Origin of the sequence: Nostoc sp., assembly GCF_036917355.1 — a bacterium.
Lineage (GTDB): Bacteria > Cyanobacteriota > Cyanobacteriia > Cyanobacteriales > Nostocaceae > Nostoc.
The window spans coordinates 1-21,969 of sequence record NZ_JBALDP010000018.1; the positions used below are offsets into that span (position 1 = coordinate 1).

At 43.6% G+C, this 21,969-nt stretch carries 17 protein-coding genes; 6 read left to right on the forward strand and 11 right to left on the reverse strand.

Going from position 1 to position 21,969, the window contains the following annotated elements; all coding sequences use genetic code 11:
• Positions 1–109: 109 nt before the first annotated feature.
• From V7K53_RS05150 to V7K53_RS05165, 4 genes are all read right to left on the reverse strand, one after another.
• A complete protein-coding gene (locus V7K53_RS05150) occupies positions 110–925 on the reverse strand; it encodes an alpha/beta fold hydrolase (protein WP_335196552.1) in 816 nt (271 codons plus the stop codon).
• 173 nt (positions 926–1,098) lie between these two features.
• Positions 1,099–2,118, reverse strand: a complete 1,020-nt coding sequence (gene hpnH / locus V7K53_RS05155) for an adenosyl-hopene transferase HpnH (RefSeq protein ID WP_094349680.1) — start codon at positions 2,116–2,118, stop codon at positions 1,099–1,101.
• 59 nt (positions 2,119–2,177) lie between these two features.
• Positions 2,178–3,206 carry a hopanoid-associated sugar epimerase gene (gene hpnA, locus V7K53_RS05160; protein WP_335196553.1) on the reverse strand — a complete coding sequence of 343 codons (1,029 nt, stop codon included), beginning with the start codon at positions 3,204–3,206 and terminating at the stop codon, positions 2,178–2,180.
• A complete protein-coding gene (locus tag V7K53_RS05165) occupies positions 3,206–6,013 on the reverse strand; it encodes an efflux RND transporter permease subunit (protein WP_335196554.1) in 2,808 nt (935 codons plus the stop codon). Before V7K53_RS05165 ends, hpnA begins: the two co-directional genes overlap by 1 nt.
• 120 nt (positions 6,014–6,133) lie before the next feature.
• On the opposite strand from V7K53_RS05165, the gene V7K53_RS05170 reads away from it, so the two are divergent.
• The gene (locus tag V7K53_RS05170) at positions 6,134–6,823 is read left to right on the forward strand and encodes a 5'-methylthioadenosine/S-adenosylhomocysteine nucleosidase family protein (RefSeq protein ID WP_335196555.1); all 690 of its coding nucleotides are present in this window, start codon (positions 6,134–6,136) and stop codon (positions 6,821–6,823) included.
• A gap of 448 nt (positions 6,824–7,271) precedes the next feature.
• Positions 7,272–8,972, forward strand: a complete 1,701-nt coding sequence (locus V7K53_RS05175) for a putative bifunctional diguanylate cyclase/phosphodiesterase (RefSeq protein ID WP_335196556.1) — start codon at positions 7,272–7,274, stop codon at positions 8,970–8,972.
• Positions 8,973–9,252: 280 nt separating this feature from the next.
• Here the strand turns inward: V7K53_RS05175 and V7K53_RS05180 are convergent, their stop codons facing one another.
• On the reverse strand, positions 9,253–9,915 hold the full coding sequence (locus V7K53_RS05180) for a LuxR C-terminal-related transcriptional regulator (RefSeq protein WP_335196557.1): 663 nt from the start codon (positions 9,913–9,915) through the stop codon (positions 9,253–9,255).
• A 111-nt stretch (positions 9,916–10,026) separates the two neighbouring features.
• Here V7K53_RS05180 and V7K53_RS05185 point away from each other — a divergent pair, with 111 nt between their 5' ends.
• The 3 genes from V7K53_RS05185 to V7K53_RS05195 all read left to right on the forward strand — a co-directional run bounded on the left by V7K53_RS05185 (position 10,027) and on the right by V7K53_RS05195 (position 12,780).
• A complete protein-coding gene (locus V7K53_RS05185) occupies positions 10,027–10,434 on the forward strand; it encodes a DUF6220 domain-containing protein (protein WP_335196558.1) in 408 nt (135 codons plus the stop codon).
• Positions 10,435–10,490: 56 nt separating this feature from the next.
• Positions 10,491–11,324, forward strand: a complete 834-nt coding sequence (locus V7K53_RS05190) for a sulfurtransferase (RefSeq protein ID WP_335196559.1) — start codon at positions 10,491–10,493, stop codon at positions 11,322–11,324.
• Between the two features lie 331 nt (positions 11,325–11,655).
• The gene (locus tag V7K53_RS05195) at positions 11,656–12,780 is read left to right on the forward strand and encodes a site-2 protease family protein (protein WP_335196560.1); all 1,125 of its coding nucleotides are present in this window, start codon (positions 11,656–11,658) and stop codon (positions 12,778–12,780) included.
• 248 nt (positions 12,781–13,028) lie between these two features.
• On the opposite strand, the gene V7K53_RS05200 is transcribed toward V7K53_RS05195, so the two are convergent.
• From V7K53_RS05200 to V7K53_RS05225, 6 genes are all read right to left on the reverse strand, one after another.
• Entirely contained in the window at positions 13,029–13,748 is a 720-nt protein-coding gene (locus tag V7K53_RS05200; RefSeq protein ID WP_335196561.1) for a choice-of-anchor K domain-containing protein, read from the reverse strand.
• 487 nt (positions 13,749–14,235) lie between these two features.
• Positions 14,236–16,449: a tetratricopeptide repeat protein gene (locus V7K53_RS05205; RefSeq protein WP_335196562.1), complete on the reverse strand. Its 2,214-nt coding sequence runs from the start codon at positions 16,447–16,449 to the stop codon at positions 14,236–14,238.
• 274 nt (positions 16,450–16,723) lie between these two features.
• Positions 16,724–16,903, reverse strand: coding sequence for a photosystem II assembly protein Psb34 (gene psb34 / locus V7K53_RS05210; RefSeq protein WP_335196563.1), 180 nt, complete (start codon positions 16,901–16,903; stop codon positions 16,724–16,726).
• Positions 16,904–17,091: 188 nt separating this feature from the next.
• Positions 17,092–19,110, reverse strand: a complete 2,019-nt coding sequence (gene thiO, locus V7K53_RS05215) for a glycine oxidase ThiO (protein WP_335196564.1) — start codon at positions 19,108–19,110, stop codon at positions 17,092–17,094.
• Positions 19,111–19,242: 132 nt separating this feature from the next.
• Complete coding sequence (locus V7K53_RS05220; protein ID WP_335196565.1) at positions 19,243–19,632, reverse strand: hypothetical protein; 390 nt, start codon at positions 19,630–19,632, stop codon at positions 19,243–19,245.
• A 17-nt stretch (positions 19,633–19,649) separates the two neighbouring features.
• The gene (locus V7K53_RS05225; RefSeq protein WP_335196566.1) at positions 19,650–19,988 is read right to left on the reverse strand and encodes a 2Fe-2S iron-sulfur cluster-binding protein; all 339 of its coding nucleotides are present in this window, start codon (positions 19,986–19,988) and stop codon (positions 19,650–19,652) included.
• Positions 19,989–20,063: 75 nt separating this feature from the next.
• On the opposite strand from V7K53_RS05225, the gene cimA reads away from it, so the two are divergent.
• On the forward strand, positions 20,064–21,773 hold the full coding sequence (gene cimA, locus V7K53_RS05230; protein WP_335196567.1) for a citramalate synthase: 1,710 nt from the start codon (positions 20,064–20,066) through the stop codon (positions 21,771–21,773).
• The last annotated feature ends 196 nt before the right edge of the window (positions 21,774–21,969 follow it).

Below are 21,969 nucleotides of genomic sequence, written 5' to 3' on the forward strand. Positions count from 1 at the left end.
TTTAGCTAATGCGACTGCCAAGGTTAATCTTTGTTTTATTCGGTTGATGGTTAAGAGGCTTGCTGCACCTTCTTAGATGTCAAATGGGTTCTATATGTCTTATGTAAAATTACTCGAATTTATTTTGGAGAAAGGCAATAACGCGCTTGAATGCTTGGGGGTCTTGGTAAAGAAAGCCATGACCACCCTTAAAGAACTCTAAATACGAACCTGGTATCTGTTTGTGCATTGCCTCAAGATTGGCAGGAGGAGATATACCATCGTGATGACCGCCGCAGAGATAGACAGGAATATACAGTTGAGAAAGTCGATTATATGTATCGTGAGCAGCACGAGCCTCAAGCTGTCGACGACGCCCAACTTCACGACTTGGTTCGTCTATACCCGCTTGAGAAACTGCTAGTGTCAGCTTCACTAATTCCTGAAATTGTGTAGTTCGCCTAGAGAGCCAAGCTTCCTCTTGCCAACGGGTATCAGCAATTGTGATTTGCCGATGAGCTAGTTCTTCGCTCGGAAGGTTCGCGAGTTCATGTAGTGGATATGACGATCCACCAGCACCGCCACTACTGGTACAAGCCAAAACAAGACGTTTAACGCGGTGCGGATAGCGCAGTGCCAATTCTTGGGCTACCATACCCCCAAAGGAAATTCCGATGACATAAGCGTTCTCCCACCCGACTGCATTTAACAAAGAGTCTGCATCAGCGGCGTAATCTGTTATAGTGTATGGAATATTAGGTTTTGAGGTTTGACCCAGACCACGCTGATCGTAGGCTAGAATTTCAAAGTGTGGGGCTAGTGGTGAGTCAAAAATAGTCGGCGATCGCTGCAAATCTCCTCCAGTACCACTGATACTCAGTAGGCGTTGACCAGTGCCACGAATCTCATAATACATTTGCAGGTCACGAACAGATACAAATGGCATGAGTATTTACCCTGATTATTTCCGTAGAAGTCGATCGCAATATCTCTAAATAAGCATCCTCTTTTTACTCTCACTGGATGTTGTTCCATTGAGGAGCTAGCTAGATCCCCGACTTATTAAAGAAGTCGGGGATCTGAACAGCACTAACCTCTCAAAACTTTTGGGACAGACTACTAGTTTCTACCAAACACACTGCCAAGGGCACGCGCCATATTTTGCGGTTGCATTGCATCCATTGCGGCGGTGGGTTCGTAGCCGCAGTGAACCATACAATCGGCACATTTGGGATTACCACTCTTCTGGCCGTATTGACTCCAGTCAGTTTGGGCTAGTAATTCCTTGAAGGTAGAATAATAACCTTCATTCAGCAGATAGCAAGGTTTTTGCCAACCGAGAACGCTATAACTAGGGCTACCCCAAGGTGTGCATTCGTAGTCCTTCTCACCAGTGAGAAAATCTAGGAACAACGGATTGTGATTGAAGTTCCAGTTTTTTTCACCACTTTTGTAGGGAGCCAGAATTTCTCGGAAGAGGGCGCGGGTTTGTTCGCGATGGAGAAAATGATCTTGATCTGGTGCCCACTCGTAACTGTAGCCGGGAGAAATCATCATCCCGTCAGTATTTAGTGTTTCCAGAAAGTTGAAGAACTCTTGCATATCTTTAGGTTCAGTACCTTCAAAGATAGTGGTGTTAGTCGTTACACGAAAGCCTTTAGCTTTAGCGGCGCGAATGGCTTTGACAGCAATATCAAAAACACCTTTACGATCTACGCATTGATCGTGTAATTCCCGCATTCCATCTAAATGCACGCTGAAAGTTAGATAAGGGGAAGGTTGAAACTTATCCAGGCTCTTTTCTAATAACAAACCATTGGTACACAAGTAAATATATTTCTTGCGCTCAATTAATCCCTGGACAATCTCATCAATTTGGGGGTGCAGCAGAGGTTCTCCACCAGGAATTGAGACAACTGGTGCGCCACACTCTTCCACAGCGGCGAAACACTGTTCTGGGGTGAGATTTTGCTTTAATATTTCCTTTGGATGTTGGATTTTACCACAACCAGTACAAGCGAGATTACACCGAAAAAGAGGTTCCAACATCAACACTAAGGGGAAGCGTTTGCGTCCTTTCAAACGCTGAGTAACAAGATACTTCCCAATATCCATAGCTTGTTGTAGATTAACTGCCATTGTTGCGATCGCTCCTCTTTTAAAGATAAATACACCACTTTCTCAACCCCAAGATTTATCTATGGGGTCTTAAATTTTGAATTTTGAATTTTGAATTTCCCAGAGGGGTTGACATATCCCTGAGCAACAAACCAATCCACAGCATCTTTTAGTGCGACGTTCAGCGAAGATTGGGGTAGACCCAATTCTCGTACAGCCTTTGAAGCATTGTAATACATAGGTTGTTTCGCCATCCGAACGCCATCTAATGGTACCGAGGGCGATTTACCTAGTGGTGCGAGAATCTTTTCATCAACCCAGGCAACACTCAGAGGCAACCAAGCGGGTACTGTTTGTTGTGGTGCGCTCAGACCTGTGATATCGGCGAGTTGTTCGAGTAGTTGCTTGAGACTGAGGTTTTGATGACCTAAGATATAGCGATCGCCAGATTTACCCCGCTGCAAAGCCAGTAAATGCCCCCATGCCACATCCCGCACGTCGATAAAATTTAGACCAGTATCCAAGTAAAAAGGCATTTGCCGTCGCAAAAACCGTAAAATTATATCACCCGTCGGGGTAGGTTTGATATCCAACGAGCCAATTGGACTGCTGGGATTGACAATAACTACCTCCTGACCTGTGGCAACGGCTTGCATAGCTTCTTGTTCAGCCAGAAACTTAGACTTTTTGTAGTCACCCACCAACTTTTCTAAGGGACTCTGATGTGTTTCATCGACAACTTCCCCTGACGATCCTACCCCAATCGCTGCCACTGAACTTGTGTAGACGGTGCGCTCAATGTTAGCTTTGCGAGCTGCTGCCAATACATTGCGCGTACCCAGAACATTGTGACGGTGAAGTAATTCACGGTCTGTTTGCCAGAGGGAATAATGAGCTGCGACATGAAATAGGTATTGACAACCTGCCATTTGTTGCCAGAGATTTGGATCGTTCAAATCACCTTTGACAACTTCCACCTCTAAACCGCGTATATTCTCCAAATTGCTGGTTGAGCGTACCAGTGCTTTGACGACATATCCTTCTTGTAGGAGCAACCGTACCAAATGAGCGCCAATAAAACCCGTTCCCCCCGTGATAAAAACCTGCATCAACTTCCTCCCTGCTCCCCTGCTCCCCGGTCACTGAGCGAAGCCGAAGTGCTACTCCCCTTCTTAAACCGGGGAAACCAATCATCCAAAATGGTGTAGACTACTGGCACAACAATCAAACTGAGAATAGTTGAAGTTACTAGTCCACCTGCGATCGCTACAGCCATCGGCGATCGCAATTCGGAACCAGCACCGAAACCTAAAGCGATCGGTAACATCCCTAAAATAGTGGAGGCTGTGGTCATCATAATTGGTCTGAGGCGCACTAGTCCGGTGTTGAGAATCGCCTCTGTACGGTCTAAGCCAGCATTGCGTAACTGATTGATGTAATCTACAAGCAAAATCGCATTTTTATTTGCCAGCCCTAATAAAAAGACGAAACCGATCAATGAGATCATGCCAAAGTCGCTCTTGGTGATTAGTAGCGCCAACATCGCCCCCACTAATGCTAAAGGCAAAGAGACACCAATAACTAAAGGGTCTACCCAGCTTTTGAATAGTAAAATTAGTACCACAACAATACACAAAGCAGATAGAGCTAAAGTACTGCCGAAACTGCTAAATACTTCACCTTGACGGGCAGAGTCTCCTCCTAAATTTAAAGAAACATTAGAGGGTAACACCGCGTTTGCTTCAGCTACCACTTTGTCAGTGGCATCACCCAAAGACAGATCCTTGCCAAGATTAGCACTGATGTAGGCCACCCGCTGATTATTCAGACGCTCGATCTGAAAAACCGTGCCCTGTGGATTCGTTGCACCTGTAACTGTAACATCAGCGAATCCTGGTAGCCTTTGAATCCTTTCTTTAATGGCTTTGACTGCTTTGCTCAAAGCTTGGAGATTATCACCTTGTAATGCTATTTGCAGAGGTTTTTGACCGCCAGAATCGACAAATTGAATATCTTCAATACTAGTAGTTACCCCAGAAAGAACAGGTAAGGAGGAGCGCAACTGATCCTGTAGTTCGCCTGTTGTGATTGTGCGATCGCCCTTTAACTTTACATATAGTATCCCTTTATTCGGTTCACCCTCACGAGAACCAACAGTGGTAAATACCGTTTCAACTGCCAGTGATTTTCTGACTACATTTTCTAATTTCTTTGCAACCTCAAGAGAATCGTTCAAGGGGTTAGGAATTGGGGACTGGAGACTAGGATTTCTCCCCTGCTCCCCTGCCCCCCGGTCACTGAGCGTAGCCGAAGTGCTGCTCCCCTGCCCCTCGGTAACAGAGCGTAGCCGAAGTGCTGCCCCTCTGCCCCCCTGCCCCTCTCCTCCACTAGGAATACTCGGCAAAGGAGCCGTATAAGCAATATTAAATTCGCCGCGATCGAGTTTGGGAATAAATCCTTTGGGAATTAGTGGAATCAGCACTATACCTGCGATGAAGCTGAAGACAGCTAACCCGATAACTATCTTCCGGTGATTTAAAGACCAACTTAATAAATTTCCGTAAGATTGGGTAAACGCCACCCAGATTTTTGCTTCTCGACGCGGGGAAAGCGAGGATTTAGGTTTCAGCCAGTAGATAGCCAGAACTGGAGATAAAGTCCGAGCAACTAGCATAGAAGCAAGCATCGCGGCTGAAACAGTTATACCAAAAGGCTTGAAGAACTGACCGATTACCCCACCCATTAAACCTATGGGTAGAAAAACTGCTACTGCTGTCAAAGTGGCGGCGGTAACTGTCAACCCAATCTCATTTGTCGCTAAAAGCGCTGCTTGGCGAGGAGTTTCCCCATCTTCAACGTGTCGCATGATGTTTTCCACATCCACGATCGCATCATCAACAATGCTACCAATCACCAAAGCTAAAGCCAGCAGGGTGATTGTTTCCAGGTTGAAGCCAAAAATCGCCATGACGATAAATGTCGCCAATAAAGATGTAGGAATCGCCAAGGCAGAGATCAGAGTTGCCCGCCAATTCCATAAAAAAGGAAAAATTACCACTATTGACAACAAAACTGCTTCCAGCAAAGCATCGATTGTTGACTGGGTGGCTTGGCGGATATATTCTGCTTGGGTGGCAGCTAAGGTGAGTTTGACATCTTTAAGGGTTGAGCGTAGCCTTTGAACTTCTTTCTCAACTTGACTCACGACTTCCAAGGTGTTTGCACTACCGCGTTTGATTACCTGAAATGCGAGTGCATCTTGATCGTTAAACCGGACTAATGTCGCCCCACCTTGGGGGAGAGCCGTTGCACTCGCATTCACTGGATTTACCGGAGGAGTTGCCGTAGCAGCGCCTAGTAGTGAAACTTTGAGAACTCCTGGTAATTTAGCGATCGCACTGACAATCTCATCTTGCGCCAACTTCGTCAAATCTTTGAGATTCCGCGTGGGACTCTCTATGGCATAGCTAATGGCGGCTGACTCGTTTAAATTCAGAGGAATGATTTTGTCAGTTGCTCCTTGAGGTAGAGTCAACTGCTTGAGGGCAGTTTCAACCTTTTTGGTCGATGTTTCTAAATTTGTCCCAACGGCAAAAGAAAGGATGACAGCTGTTTGACTAGGATAGGTGGATGAGCGGATATCCTCTAGTCCTTCAAGAGAGCGGAGGCGTTCTTCTAGGGGTTTGGTGAGCTTCGCTTCTGTATCCAAGGCAGTTTTCAGGGGAGCTGTAGCATTTACAACCACCACTGGAAAGGTAATATCTGGAAACAAGGCATACTTAAGGGAACTGAAAGCTAGAACACCAGCTACCGTTACGGCAATCCAAAAACTCACCGTCAGCCACGAAAATTGAATCGCCAATTTGGAAATATTGAAGAGTTCTCGTGCGGATTTGGAGTTATGAAGCTTTACCATCTTGGAAAATTATCGTGTGGATGACACAATTATTTAGTCATGCTACAGCAATCATCTTCGGTTTGCTAATTTTGGTTACTACATATTGACTGTTAAAATTTAAAACTATCGAGACAGCTAGTGCCTAATTTTTTACCCATCAACACAATTCTGGTACCTCAAGGAGCAGAATACAAAGCTGTGTGTCGTGGATTAAGCGGCATTACTGCCTCCATCCCAAAGGTAGTACCCATACCTGTTGGGATGAAGCCTTTACTCAAATACCTGCAACAAGGACAATTTCTGACTCCAAAATCCAGAGTGTTAATTATGGGTATATGTGGTAGCTTGAGCGATCGCTATACAGTTGGCGATCTTGTGCTGTATCAAAATTGTATTTATCAGGGGAAACAGCAAGAATGCGATCGCACTTTTACAGTACAATTGCACTCTTCTTTATCAGAAAAAGTATCTTTAGTCAAGTCACTGACAAGCGATCGCCTAATTTGGTCTGCATCCGAAAAACGTCATTTAGGTGAGACTTTGGCGGCTGATGTTGTTGATATGGAAGGATTTACCGCTTTAGAATTTTTCAAGGCGGCTGGAGTGTCCGTGGCAATGCTGCGAGTAGTTAGCGACGATTGTCAGTATAATATCCCCGATCTCACACCAGCAATTAACTCTGATGGCTCTCTCAACTCGTTTCCGTTAGCGATCGCCATGCTTCGACAACCCTTTGCCGCTATTCGGTTGATTCGGGGTTCATTAACAGCATTAAGGGTGCTAGAGCAAGTTACAAATCTGCTTTTTTCAGGCTCTAGCAATAAATAATCTATTACGTCTTTACAGCAATTTTTAGGTAAATAATCATCGGTAGGGACACAGTTTGGCTATGCCCTTACAAAATATAGTAATTCTAAATTATTTTTGAAAATATTTCTTTACTCTCTTTGCATTCTCTGCGTCTCTGCCGTTAGTTAGAAAAATAATTTTTCACTAATAATAAAATCGAATTTATATATTTTTTTACTCTGACATCATCTGAAGACAAAATAATAAAAATCAACATGATGTAGGTATTTATTGTGAAATTGCTTATGGATAAGTTTTACATAAACTTTATAGTCAAACATATTAATAGAAACCTAGATCGGGAACCATAATATATAACCTTATCAGGGTTGGGTTCCATGAGAGCTAATTGCACTGAATTGTAAATCCAAAATACCATTTTGCCAGAATAGCTCGGAACTAATTTACCAACTATCGAACAGAATTTATGAAGCTCAATCTATACTCGTTCCTAGCTAGCTTTCCATTACTCAAAAAAAGTTACACCGCTAAGATCATGTTGGTGGCATTTTTGGGTACTCACATACCACTTCTAAGCTTACTCTTGAGTTTCGTTATCTCAAACTCCTATTCCTTAGAGATGGCGATCCAAGTTATGCTTACTGCTCTGTTGGCTACTTTAGCGGGTACAGCCGTCACCCTCTACGCAATACACCACCTCCTCAAACCGGTTATTTTTACATCTGCGGCATTGCAAAATTATCTAAACACCAAAACCTTACCTGAATTGCCCACAGAATTTACTGATGAAGTCGGTACATTGATGGCAGATACCTCACAAACTCTTCACAAATTAGATGAGTTAATTCACTACATCAGTAATTATGACGATCTAACTGGATTACCCAATCGCGATTTATTCCGCGATCGCCTCCATCAGACTCTATCTCAACCTGAAAATAACCAGCGCTTTGTAGCCGTCTTTTTACTAGCTATTGATGATTTCACTGCTATTAGTCATGGTTTGGAGCATGAAACAACAAATTTGTTGTTAAGAGCAGTTGCTCAGAGGTTATCACTCTGCATGACACAAACAGATATTATTACCCATTTGAGTGGAGATGAATTTGCCATTGGCCGCATAGATATTGTTTCTTTTGAAAGTGTGATTAAGCTATCTCAGATGGTATTAAATACCCTGAAAAAACCCTTTTCTATAGAGGGTAATTTGATTCATATCACCGCCAGCATCGGCATCACAATTAATGGAATCAATGAGCAGAATAGCGTAGATCAACTTTTGCAACAGGCTCATATCGCACTGTACCAGGCAAAGCAACAAGGGCGTAGCCAATACCAATTCTATTCACCGGAAATTAATGCTCAGTTGCAAGAGCGAATAACTTTAGAAAATGAATTACATGGGGCGCTTGAGCGCAATGAAATGTTGGTTTATTATCAACCTCTGATTGATTTACACAGCGGACAAATTACAGCTATGGAAGCGTTGGTTCGCTGGCAGCATCCGACATTAGGTTTGGTTTCTCCAGCCAAGTTTATTCCCATTGCAGAAGCCAATGGTGCGATCGTACCAATTGGCGAATGGGTCTTGCGAACTGCTTGTACCCAAAACCGTGCTTGGCAGCTTGCTGGATTTACCCCAATTCGGATATCTGTGAATCTGTCAGCTCGACAGTTTGAACAACCGTATCTGGTTGAGGTCATCAACCAAATTCTTGAGGAGACTGGACTCCAAGTATCTTACCTGGAATTGGAAGTGACAGAAAGCTTCTTGATGGCTGATATGGAGCGATCGGTTAAAACCTTAAAACAATTACGAGAACTGGGTATATGCTTGGCTCTAGATGACTTCGGTACTGGTTATTCCTCCCTTAACTACTTGAAGCGCTTTCCCGTGAATATGCTGAAGATCGATCGGTCATTTGTACAGGATCTCACGTCCAATCCTGATAGTGCTGCTGTCACGAATGCGATTATTGCCCTGGCAAAAAGCCTGCGGTTGAACATCACGGCAGAGGGTGTGGAAACCCAAGAACAGCTTGACTACCTGAAAATGTTGGGATGTGATGAAGGTCAGGGTTACTATTTCAGTTGTCCTGTACCTGCCGATCTAATTACCCCGATGTTGCAGAAAATTTCTCAGCAGATGGAGAAAATTTCAGCATAAGTGGATGCCTAAGCCAGAAAATACACCCCTGATAACGTTTCACTTAAATTTTGCTAGAAATGATTATCAGGGGGCAAGCCGCTCTGTTACCATATGCCTGGTTGTTGAACGAATTGCCCTGACTTGTACTGAGCGTAGTCGAAGTAGCGTAGTCGTACCCTTCCGGGGAAGCAAGCTAGGCGTAGCGTCCCGTAGCGAAGGGAGTCGAAACACTGCCTCCTGTCTTTCTTCGATGACAGGAGCAGAGAAATCCAGGATTAATCAGGCACTAAAAGGTTATTTATTTTGAAACTGTGGAAAGTTTTGCAACCATGTGAGCGCGAGATGAAACTTCAAGCTTGCGAAACATCCTTTTTAAAGCTTGCTTGACAGAGTTTTCAGTAATCCAAAGTTCAGCACTAATTTCTGCATTAGTTTGTCCTTGAGCCACCAAGGAAGCAATTTGCATTTCACGAGGCGTTAAACGCTTTGTCTGTAATAGTGGTTGTTGCAATTGCGCCATTGCTACCCAAGTAGAAATATGCAGGCAAAGCGCACTCAAATCTGTAAGATTTTGTGAGTCAAATGCAGGCATTCCTTGCTGACGCGTCAAACCTACCACACCCACTAACTCACCATTGTTGACAATTGGCCCTGCCATAACGTGCCAGTGATCGGCACGAGGACAAATCAACTTCCATGTTTTAGGTTCTACTACCAAAGCTTCATGAACAGGGGCATGGCGTTCTAGCAAGTAGCGTGCAACTGGATTGTGTTGAGGTGATAATGCAATTTGCAGTGCTTTTTGAATCTTGCTGTCAACTAAAGAAATTTGGGCAAAGAAAAACAGCCCACATCGTGTAGCTGAAAAATACTCACTCATTTGAGCGGATATGTGCGATCGCAAAGTCTGTTCATCTTGAGCTTGAGCAATTCCATGAAATAGAGCTTGTAAGGCAACCATGATTTGCAAAGTGTACTCGTTCGAGGTCTAGGCGCAGTATCGCAACCAGACCTATCTTAGCTTTAGTCACACCAAGTCAAATCCTTTGTTTGGTTTTTGGAATTACTTTACATGACTGTAAATTCTGGCATTGATGACACACAGATATCTATTCAAATCAGTTTCTCGATCGCCACAGTGCTTTTCAATCTCTGTTTAATAATCCAAATATTCAGTGTTGGACTGGCTTACTTTTACAACTCTGATTGGTGGAACCTACATATTTGGCTCGTGCGAGGATATGGCGGACTCTCACTAATTTTGTTGATATGGGTGTTTTTAATTCCCTTTCCTCGAAGAATCCGAAACCTTACGGCAAGTATGCCAGTGCTGCTGGGACTGCAATTTCTCACAATTCACTTGCATTTTTTGCCTTTAGCAGTATTCCACCCACTGATCGGCTTTTCCTTATTCTCTATTTCCACAACCCTAGTGCATCGGACATCGCACATCGTATTTCCCAACCACAACCAAGACTAAATCGTTGAGAAAACACAAGTTTCAATTCTTTTCGCGCTATTACAGGAGAAATAAAAGTGTCTCAATATGCCGATCCATCCGTTCTTGTTGATACCCAGTGGCTTGCAAATCATCTTAACGATCCAAACATCCGCATTATTGAAGTGGATATGAGTCCAGAGCCGTACAAAAATGCTCATATACCTGGTGCTGTCTTCTGGAACATCTTTACAGACTTACTCTTGCCCGATTTGAAGATGAATTTGGATGCGATCGCTTTTGAAAAGCTAATGGCACGTTCAGGCATCACCAATGACACCACAGTGATTGCTTATGGCAGTTATCCAGGAACGGGAGCCTGGATTTTCTGGTTGTTGAAAGTCTTTGGACATGAGAATGTACGAGTTCTCAATGGCGGCTACCAAAAATGGAAATCAGAAAGTCGTCCACTAGCAACTGAGTTATCTACGTTTGCTTCTACTGATTACCATACCAAAGATATTGATACTCATCTGCGAGTATTACATAATGAAGTTCAGGCATCCATAGGTAGAAGCGATCGCATATTATTGGATGTCCGAACACTGCAAGAATACTCTGGTGAGTGGTTTTTCGATCGGCCACCACAAGAAGGTCAACTGACTGGACATATTCCCGATGCAGTGCATTTGGAGCATATCTTAACTCTCAATGAGGATGGAACTTTTAAATCATTCAACGAATTAAAAAATCTTTATGACAGTAACGGCATTACGCCTGATAAGGAAGTGTTTCCCTACTGTGCAATCGGTGGGCGTTCTGGATATACCTGGTTTGTCTTGAAGTATTTATTAGGCTATCCGAATGTTCGGAATTACGATGGCTCTTGGAATGAGTGGAGTCGCCTGCCTGATGTAGCGATCGAGAGGTAGTAAGGAGGCAGGGGGAAAGGGAAAAGGTTAAAGGGGAAAAAACCTTATATATCGAGCTTTCTACTCCTTTTACCCTTATCTTTTTCCCTTTAACCGAGTAGGGGCACAAGGCCTTGCGCCCCTACCGCGTGGTCTATTTACCTGAAAATAGCTGTAAGCGTGGGTTTCTCCTGCCTCCTTGAGATGTATCCCAATATTCCCAATAACCGCACCTTTACAGACGGACACCACTACCGCTATCGAGATTAAAATCTCTTAACCTTTCGTTACACTAGAGACATCGAGAAGGAAGAAAGCAAACCTCTCGAAGCTGAAATCAAAGGTGAACGACATGAATGGCACAATTCGCGTTGGTAATCTCTTCGGAATTCCCTTCTATATCCATCCGTCATGGTTTTTAGTTCTGGGTTTGGTAACTTGGAGCTATAGCAGTGGACTGGCGGCGCAATTTCCCCAATTGTCTTCGGGATTAGCTTTGCTACTAGGATTGATGACAGCGCTGATGTTATTTGCCTCTGTCGTCGCCCATGAATTAGGCCACAGTTTTGTTGCGATTGGTCAGGGAATTGATGTCAAATCCATCACACTGTTTATATTTGGCGGGTTGGCTAGCTTAGAAAAAGAGTCAAAAACTCCAGGTGAAGCTTTTTGGGTAGCGATCGCTGGGCCAATGGTAAGTTTACTACTATGCGGTATCGTTACAGCAATTGGTGTTACTACTGCTGCATCAGGGCCGTTAGCTGCAATCCTTGGTGTTTTAGCTTCTGTTAACTTGGCATTAGCCCTGTTTAACCTGATTCCTGGCTTGCCCTTAGATGGCGGAAATATACTGAAAGCTATCGTTTGGAAAATTACAGGTAATCCTTATAAAGGTGTAACCTTTGCGAGTCGAGTCGGGCAAATCTTTGGTTGGGTAGCAATTCTTTCGGGTGTAGTTCCCCTACTATTATTTGGCAACGCCGGTAACTTCTGGAATTTGTTAATTGGCTTCTTCTTATTGCAAAATGCTGGTAATTCGGCTCAATTTGCCAGAGTCCAAGAAAAACTTACAGGTTTGACAGCCGAAGATGCTGTAACTCATGACAGCCCGATTGTATCTGCTAATCTTACTTTGAGAGAGTTTGCCGATGAGCGAGTCATCAGCGGACAAAACTGGCATCGGTTCTTAGTGACTGATGATGATGGACAATTAGTAGGTGCGATCGCAATTGATAATTTAAGAACCATCCCTACAGCACTGTGGTCAGAAACTCAAGTTAAAGAAGTGATGCGACCAATTACCGAATCTACCACAGTCCAATCAGATCAACCTCTGCTGGAAGTCATGCAGTTACTCGAACAACAAAAACTATCCGTCCTTCCCGTGATTCGTGAGAATGGCGTCCTAGTTGGAATCTTAGAAAAAGCTGCAATTATCCAGCTACTTCAAAGCCGAACCCAACCTAACCCTGCATAAAGACGTAATTCATCGCATCTATCAAAAAACCGTAAACCCTTGTAGAGACGCAACAAATCGCGTCTCTACATTTTTTTATCACCCAAATTTTTGATTGCATGAAAAAAATCCGTACAATTCAAAGAGCCTTCTTGACCGTTGCCTCTTATCTGTCCCCGTAAATAAGTTCAAAAATCAAATCGGATTGTTATGTAGCACTCCTATTTAATTTTTGAACAAAACTCAGTATATATCTATATCCCTATTTCCTATTCTCTATTCCCTGTATTTCTTTTCCAAGAATTTTTACGAGATATCAGGTATATCCCTAGCAAGGATACACCCAACACTGACTCAGGTTCGGGTATGGTTTTGATTTTGGCATAAATAGCTGTTGTAGTTGTAGCTTCTTCAAGAGCCTTAATACTTATCTGGCGACGGTCTGGATTAAAACTGGTTAACTCAAGGGTATATTTATTACTTCCAAAGGTGAAACTGCGATTACTCAAATTTGTGTCTAAAAATACTAAGTCTGCACTCTTTTCAGGATCTTTTGGGTCGTTAAGTGTATTTACTAAACGCAAGTTGAAGTCAAAAACTTGGCTGGTTCCCACAGGTGGGCTGAAAGATACATTGAGATTTAAAGGTACAAATTCAACGCTTGAATCAGTGCGTACCGTTCCATTAAAGTAAGTTAAATCAGCTATTTTAAATACAGAGTTAATTTCCGCAGAAAATGAAGTTCCATTAGAGGTTAGTTGATTTGGAAGTCCTGTCGGCAAATTAGCTTTACCCCAAGTAAATGTGTTACTTCCCACACCTGTATATATGGGATTAGTATCGCTGATTCCTGGAGTAGGATTTCCCCATGTCGCACTAGAGATGCCAGAAAAAGTTAGAGCTTGTGCTTGACCAGAGAAACCAAATCCTGTGGTCGAACTCACAAAAAAACTAGATATAGCAGTAGCCAAAACAAAACTTAGTTTCATAATTCTAGGTTTTAACGTTCATTCTGGAGCTTCTTTCAAGTAGATATTCAGTCTACCTTAGTAAATTTACGGAAAATACACCAATGTCTTCTTGTATTTTTTATAAAATCTTTATGTATGTTTCAAAATAATTTAATGAATAATTTATATTTATTAAGTTAAAATTATGGTTTGTTAAAATATATTTCCCTAGTTTGTAATTAGTAAAACAGTACACTTATTGCAAAATTTCCCTAACACGCTACCTCTCAGCAAGAGTGGAGACTTTGACGTAAGTCAAAGGCGGAGTGGGTTCTTTTTTTGATTTATGCAAGAAGTCTAGTAATTACGTAGGCGTAGCCCGCACTTAGACATGGTTCGACTCCGCTCACCAGTCGCTCAGTGACCATCGTAAACATCGCTACCTTACTTGACTTCCCAATAATTGTCAAGCTGATATGAAGTTACAGTTTTTTGACATTCTCCGCACTATGGGGAGGAATGGGATTCACAATTTTGACAAAATCTCTGGTAACAACTGGCTTGGAACTTTAGATAAAGCCAGATTTTGCCCCTGTATCCCCAACTCATTATGAAAAGCACGAATAGTTTTCACCACATAAGCGAAGGTTGTTTGATAAGCCTCTGGTTGTTTACTTAATCCGTTTAAGGCTTGTAAATGGTTATCTAATGCTACTTCTAAGTGTTGAGAGCGTGTTGCTTTGTCGCCATTAAAAGACTTATCTATTACTAGCTGATAATGTGCTAATCCCAGGTTATTGTGAGAGGCAAGCAAATCAAAACTTAAAGAAGTACCGCTAAGGGAATGAGCCAAAGCTATAGCTTCTTCGTAAGCGCTGATACATAGTTGCAGATACTTTTGCCGTGCCTCTTTAGTAGTCTCAGATAGGTTTGCTAGATGCCAGTAGGCAGTACCCAGATTATTTTGTGTAGCGGCGCAGGCACTGGGAACATTAGCTGGAGTGCGATACTTGAGAGCTTCGTTATAAACATTTATAGCTAGCAGGAGATTTTGGGCAGGTTGTTCGTATTGTGCCAGATTCCAACACGCAGTACCGATATTGTTTTTAATCATCCCATACTTCAGTGGTTCCTCTTCCGGGTTGTAGTGTGCAAGTGCTTCATTGTAAGCTGCGATCGCTTTCTTTAAATGCACAATCGGTTGGTTGTATTGCCCAAGATGCCAGTAGGCAGTACCCAGATTATTCTGGCAAGCTGCATACTTTAATGAATCCATATCCGCTGTACGGTAGCTGAGTGCTTCACTGTAAGCCAAAACTGCTTGCTGCCAATTTTCAGATGGATGAGAGAAGCGAGCTAAATCACCATAGGCTGTCCCCAAATTATTTTGCACGCGAGCGTAAGTTTCCGAATGTGTTTGGGGCGAAATTATCTTTAACGCCAACTGATAAAATTCTATTGCCTGCTCTATATAAGTTTGTCCCTCCTCTAAATTGGGTGGTGTGCGGTATAGCATCCAGTAAAGTGTACCCAAATCATTCAAAATATCTGGGAGTTGCGGTGAGCTTTCGTCATAGCTAATTGCCTCTTGATAGGCAATAATTGCCACCATCAGGTTTTCTAGAGTTGACTCTCCTTGCTCAATGCGAAGACGGTATAAAGTACCCAACCGATGATAAGCCTCTGCCAGTATCTCTTCTGAAGCTTGCTTTTCGTGTAATTCTTCAATCTCCAATAAAATCTGCTGTGGTTGTAAGGAATCCTCAGTATTTTTGGCAATACCTGTATTGATTGTTGCTGCTACCAGCTCCGTTAACTCACTGCTAATATAAGATAAAGACGACAGCGATTGATTATTACTCCCACTACCAGACCGATTCGTAGATTCCTGTTGTTGTGGCGTAGCCTTCAATAAATCCGCTGTTGATGATGAAACTTCCTCAGTTTTGTGTAGGTGATTCCCTTGTATCTCTACTGGAAAATCGGAATTATTTTCAAAGTTGAACTCAGTGGCTGCGGTTCTGAGTTCTGCTTGGTTAACTGATTCATCTAGAATCGACTGCTCAATATTTTCTAAATCCAAGCTTCCAGAACGTGAAAAACGTTCTGGATAGCCCAAATTCTGAGTTGCTGGTGTGGGTTCTCCAGCAAAAACAAATACGCCAGTACGACAACGCCAAAACTGTGGTGCTGATTGCTTGATAGCCGATAACCAAGGACGCGGTATCCACAACAGCAAGTTAGAGTCCAGGAATCGGCTAGATTCTTGTGTAGAGAAATATTGTTCGCTTAAGCGGAGATAGTGCAAAAATAACCGTTGTGTCGTCACTGGTTGCTTAGTGAGATGCTCCACGCCGACAATCTGAAATGCTGGTACTGGAAAAGGTCTTCCAGGGGTATCTTTTGATACCCCAACAATTGGCGGTGGATAATTAGTCAACCATTGATTAATCTGGATTATGGGGTTCGGGTCGTTTAAATTCAAACGCAACGTGACTAATCGCGGATAAGCTGGAGTGCTATTTTCCTGAGCATTTGATGATTGATATAGCACCTGTCCAACAGGATAAGCCAATGTAGAATGCAAACGGGCTGCTATCTGATTTCTTAAGTATAAATCGTCACAAACTGCCAGAAGAATTTGTCGTCGTAAGCCAAGACTTAAGGCAAGTTTCAGACGGTGGTATACTTGCCGATTCCAAGTAGAATTATTGTTGGGTGCAGTATCATTCACGCTCATAGCGGCTAAAAAGCCAAAACATAGTACATATCACCTTTCTGGGTGCATCCAGTGGGACTAAAGTCATAATAAAAATGATTTTTAATAATTTAATAAGTAGATGTTGTGCTGCTCGGAATATATTGAGCCTTCAATTATAGTAGGAACAATAAAGTATAATTATATACTTTGATTTCTAGTTCAATTTTAACAAAAAATAAAAAAGCAGGCCCCTCTTAAAATCGGAACCTGAAAAACTATAAAAAAGATGAAGTTTTCTTAAAATGTTTTACGATCAACTGCTCTTAGAAACAAAGAAGGCGACTAGAATCAAGCCGACAACCAAAGCTGTAGCAGCGATTCCTAGTAAGAGATAAGTTCGCTTTTGCCCTTCTGTGGGAGGTTCTGCTTGATAAACCTTTGGTTCCCGAGCAAAATTATTTAGAAGACCGCCTTCTTCATTGGTATAGGGCATGAATGAATTCCTTTATCTTTATCGTTAATTTAATGTTACATAAATGCTAAATCTGGTCTTAAACTGCTAGATAAATCGTTACATTTTGGTTTGGGGCATTGGGGATTGGGTATTAGACCTCTTGTCTATTTTCCATGCCCCATGCCCCATGCCCCATGCCCTATTCCCTATTCCCTATTCCCCATTTTCTAACTAGTAATCGTCCCAGTTAGAGGTGAACTAGGACTGGCGTAATCTTTAATAGGCATTCTGCCAGCAATATATGCTAGACGACCGGCGACTGTTGCTAAATTCATGGCACGAGCCATTGCTGCTGGGTTTGGAGAAAGAGCGATCGCACTATTAATCAACAAAGCATCTGCTCCCAATTCCATTGCCTGAGCGGCTTCTGATGGTGAACCAATACCAGCATCTACCACTACTGGCACACCTGCATTTTCGATGATTATTTGGATGTTGGCAGTTGTTTTCAGTCCTTGTCCAGAACCAATTGGTGATGCCAAAGGCATGACTGTAGCACAACCTACTTCTTCTAAACGCTTGGCTAACATCGGGTCAGCATTGATATAGGGTAATACTGCAAAGCCTTCTTTAACCAGTTGTTCTGCTGCTTGCAATGTCCCAATTGGGTCTGGGAGTAAATACTTAAGGTCGGGTATGACTTCTAACTTGATAAAGTTATTATCTTCCTGCCCCAACAATTTTGCCATTTCTCGCCCCAAACGCGCCACCCGAATCGCCTCTTCAGCAGTTTGACAACCTGCGGTATTAGGTAACATCCAGATTTTCGTCCAATCCAAGGCTTCAGCTAAACCTTCATGTCCCGGAGCCTTGGTTTGTACCCGTCGGACTGCTACGGTGACAATCTGGCAATCGCTGGCGGCGACGCTTTGCTGCATTTCCTCAATGCTGCGATACTTACCAGTTCCCGTCATCAATCGGGATTGGAAGGTTTTGCCAGCGATAATCAGTGGGGAATCGGTAGAGACGCGATTAATCGCGTCTGTGGGAAGTGGAGATATAGCAGAGTGATGTCCGTTAGAGAAATTGGCAGAGTGAGTCAGCATTGGGGTGGAGGTAGATGACTGGGACTGGAAACGCGAATAGTGAAAATCAGCAAGTAGGGGGTCAGACTTTTGTTCCAAGATTAAATCGGCAATCAAAGCGGCTGTTACGGGCGCAAGTAGAATTCCGTTGCGGTAATGACCCGTAGCAAAGGTTAAATTTTGACAGTGACTGTTGCCCAAGATGGGTAATTCATCAGGGGTGGTTGGGCGAAATCCCCACCAAAATTCCTGGATGGGATAATGCTTTAATTGGGGATAAAGGCGGATGGCACCTTGTAGTAATTTTTGAATACCTTCTGGGGTGTTGTTGGGGATAAAGCCAACATCTTCACTGGTTGCGCCAATAACCAGGCGATCGCGTCTTGGTACGATGTAAATATCCTGCCCGAACAAAACCCGCTTCAAGGGCAATTCCGGCGAAACTTCTGGTATCCGCACACTCAGCATTTGTCCTTTTCTAGGTAGCACAGGTAGCGGTAACAATTCATTTGACCAAGCACCTGAAGCTAAAACATAGTGCGCGGCCCGAATTATTCCAGCATTGGTTTGCACGCCAACTACTTGTGCCTGCTGCTGTAAAAATGCTTCTACTGTAATGCCGTCTCTGAGTTCAACACCAACAGACTCAGCCGCCGTCCGCAATACGTGAGCTAGAGCTTTATTATCAACTTGGGCGTCTTCAGGATACCACCAGCCACCAACTACCTCGGCTCCCAATCCTGGCTGATATTGATGAATTGCCTCTTTGTTTAACCAGTAAGCCGGAGATGAAGGGGATGAGGAGGAAAGACTGTCCCCTCTGCTCCTCTGCTCCCCTGCTCCCCTGCTCTCCTGCCCCCCTGCCTCTTCAAAAACAGGTGCAAGGATACCACAGGCACGGTAGCCAGTATTTAAGCCGGTCAGTTCTTCTAATTTGCGCGTCCAGTCGGGATATAAGGCACGCGATCGCCAACACAAGGAACGCATTGCCCCATTAGCAATGTTTTCCGCATCTGGTGCCAACATCCCGGCGGCGGCGTGGGTAGCGGCAGCCTGGAAGTCACGACAAAGCACGGTGACGTTTGTCCCGCGCAATTTTAGTTCAATGGCGATCGCTAAACCAATAACGCCGCCACCAATAATCACAGTCTCACTAATCATTAGTCATTAGTCATTAGTCATCTGTCATTAGCCATTTATCATTAGTACATAACTAATAACTCATAACTCATAACTCATAACTTATAACTTATAACTTGTAACTAAAGACGGGTCTGAAGAAGGAGCTGATCGTTACCACAAGGCGCGAATTGGTTCGTTGCCTTGATTTGGATCGCTAGATGGTGTGCTTGTTTCTGAAGAATCTGTATTGTTGTCTGTTGTACTGTCAGTTGAGTCATCGCCAGAATTCTGGGCAACATTACTCCTGTTGTCAGGTCTTGGGGCTACAATACCGCGCCTGTTTTCGTTTGTTTCAGTTGTTTCATTTCCTTCTGTTGCAGTTTCTTCATTCTTGCTGCCAGCACTGCTATTAACATTGATATTAGCTGGCAGGACTTCTGATTTCTTGTCACTAGGAGCGTTAGCAGTTTGTACGCCCATCGGAAAGTTGATGCCTAGTAATGTACCAAGCAGAATGGCTAAACCGCCAGCCATTAAAATTAAGGGTGTCCATCTACCCATCTTGTCTTAACTCCTTTTTAACCTTTTGGTGTCCACACTATTCCAGAACCTTGTCCCCAAAATCCATCAAACTTTGTCACTTTCACGTCGCCTAAAACCTGAGTTTGACAGGCTAAACGCAAGTCTGTTGTAGGAGAATGGGGAGGAAGCGAACGCCGTGTTCGATCGCGCCAGTTCGCTGCTGAGACTTTGCCCTCTACCTTAACCGCGCAGGTACCACAACTGCCAATGCCCCGACAGTTTATTACCTTAGCACCGTCATTGTAGAGGTTAATACCATTTTGCAGCAAAATCTTGCGGAGATTGCTTCCATGCTCGCAATCAATTGTTTTACCTTCAGCTATTACTTTAGGCATTTTTAAATTGCCAAACTGGCTTTTTGTTGTATATTGACACATTGCCTCGAAAGTTGTCTCGTCGGTCCCAGTTTTATGACCACAAATTCTTCACCTCAACTTTGGCTCTATGACACTACATTACGGGATGGCACTCAGCGCGAGGGGCTATCTGTATCGATAGAAGATAAGTTACGCATTGCCCGTAGACTCGATCAACTGGGTATTCCCTTTATTGAAGGTGGTTGGCCTGGAGCCAATCCCAAGGATGTACAATTTTTCTGGCAACTCCAAGAAGATCCGCTCAAACAGGCTGAAATTGTTGCTTTTTGCTCGACTCGACGCCCCAACTCCACTGCCGCCACCGAACCGATGCTACAGGATATTTTGGCGGCAGGAACTCGCTGGGTAACGATTTTTGGCAAATCTTGGGATTTACACGTGACAACCGGACTCAAGACAACATTAGAAGAAAATTTGGCGATGATTCGCGACACCATTGAGTACCTCCGTTCTCAAGGTCGTCGTATTATCTACGATGCCGAACATTGGTTTGATGGCTATAAGCACAATCGAGATTATGCTTTACAGACATTAGAGGCTGCGATCGCCTCTGGTGCGGAATGGCTAGTCCTCTGCGATACCAATGGCGGCACTTTACCCCACGAAATTAGCCAAATTGTTCAAGATGTTATTAGTCATTTGTCATTAGTCACTTGTACTGAGCGACTTGTGCCGAGCGAAGTCGAGGTAAGTCGAAGTATTTGTCAAGAACCAATGACAAAGGACAAAGGACAAAGGACACTTCCCCAAATTGGAATTCATACTCATAACGATTCGGAAATGGCGGTTGCTAATGCAATAGCCGCCGTCATGGCAGGGGCAAAGATGGTACAGGGCACAATTAATGGTTACGGTGAACGTTGCGGTAATGCTAACCTCTGTTCGTTAATTCCCAATTTACAACTGAAGGCGGGTTACAGTTGTATCACAGAAGACCAGCTCACACAACTTACAGAAGCTAGTCGTTTTGTGAGTGAGGTCGTCAACCTTGCACCAGATGAACACGCTCCCTTTGTGGGACGTTCGGCTTTTGCCCATAAGGGCGGTATTCATGTATCAGCAGTGGAACGTAATCCCCTGACTTACGAACACATTCAGCCGGAACAAGTCGGGAATCGTCGGCGCATCGTGATTTCGGAACAGTCTGGACTGAGCAATGTTTTAGCCAAAGCCCGCAGTTTTGGGATTGAATTGGATCAGCAAAAGGCAGAGGCTAGAGAAATTCTCCAGCGCCTCAAAGATTTGGAGAGTGAAGGATTTCAATTTGAAGCAGCAGAGGCCAGTTTTGTACTGTTGATGCACGAAGCTTTAGGAGGCCGCCAGAAGTTTTTTGAAGTCAAAGGTTTTCAAGTCCACTGCGACTTGATTGAAGGGAAAGAAACTAGCAATGCCTTAGCTACAGTCAAAGTCGCTGTTGACGGGAAAAATATTTTGGAGGCGGCGGAAGGTAACGGGCCCGTTGCAGCTTTGGATGCAGCTTTACGTAAGGCTTTGGTGAACTTTTATCCTCAGATTGCAACCTTTGATTTGACAGATTACAAAGTGCGGATTCTCAACGGACATACGGGCACGGCGGCGAAAACCCGTGTGTTAGTTGAATCAGGTAATGGTCGTCAACGCTGGACAACAGTAGGGGTTTCTACCAATATTTTGGCGGCTTCCTATCAAGCGGTGGTAGAGGGCTTGGAATACGGTTTGTTGTTACATTCCCAAGCAGAAGCGGCTTTAAAAGCTTCTAGTTGACAAAAGGGATATGTAGTGTAGGAAAAGTTTGCATTTTTGGATGAAAAGGGGAAGCGATCGCACTTTGGCGATCGCTTCTCACGATCTATTAAAAATTTTCTGCTTATAGAACCCATTTGACATCTAAGAAGGTGCAGCAAGCCTCTTAACCATCAACCGAATAAAACAAAGATTAACCTTGGCAGTCGCATTAGCT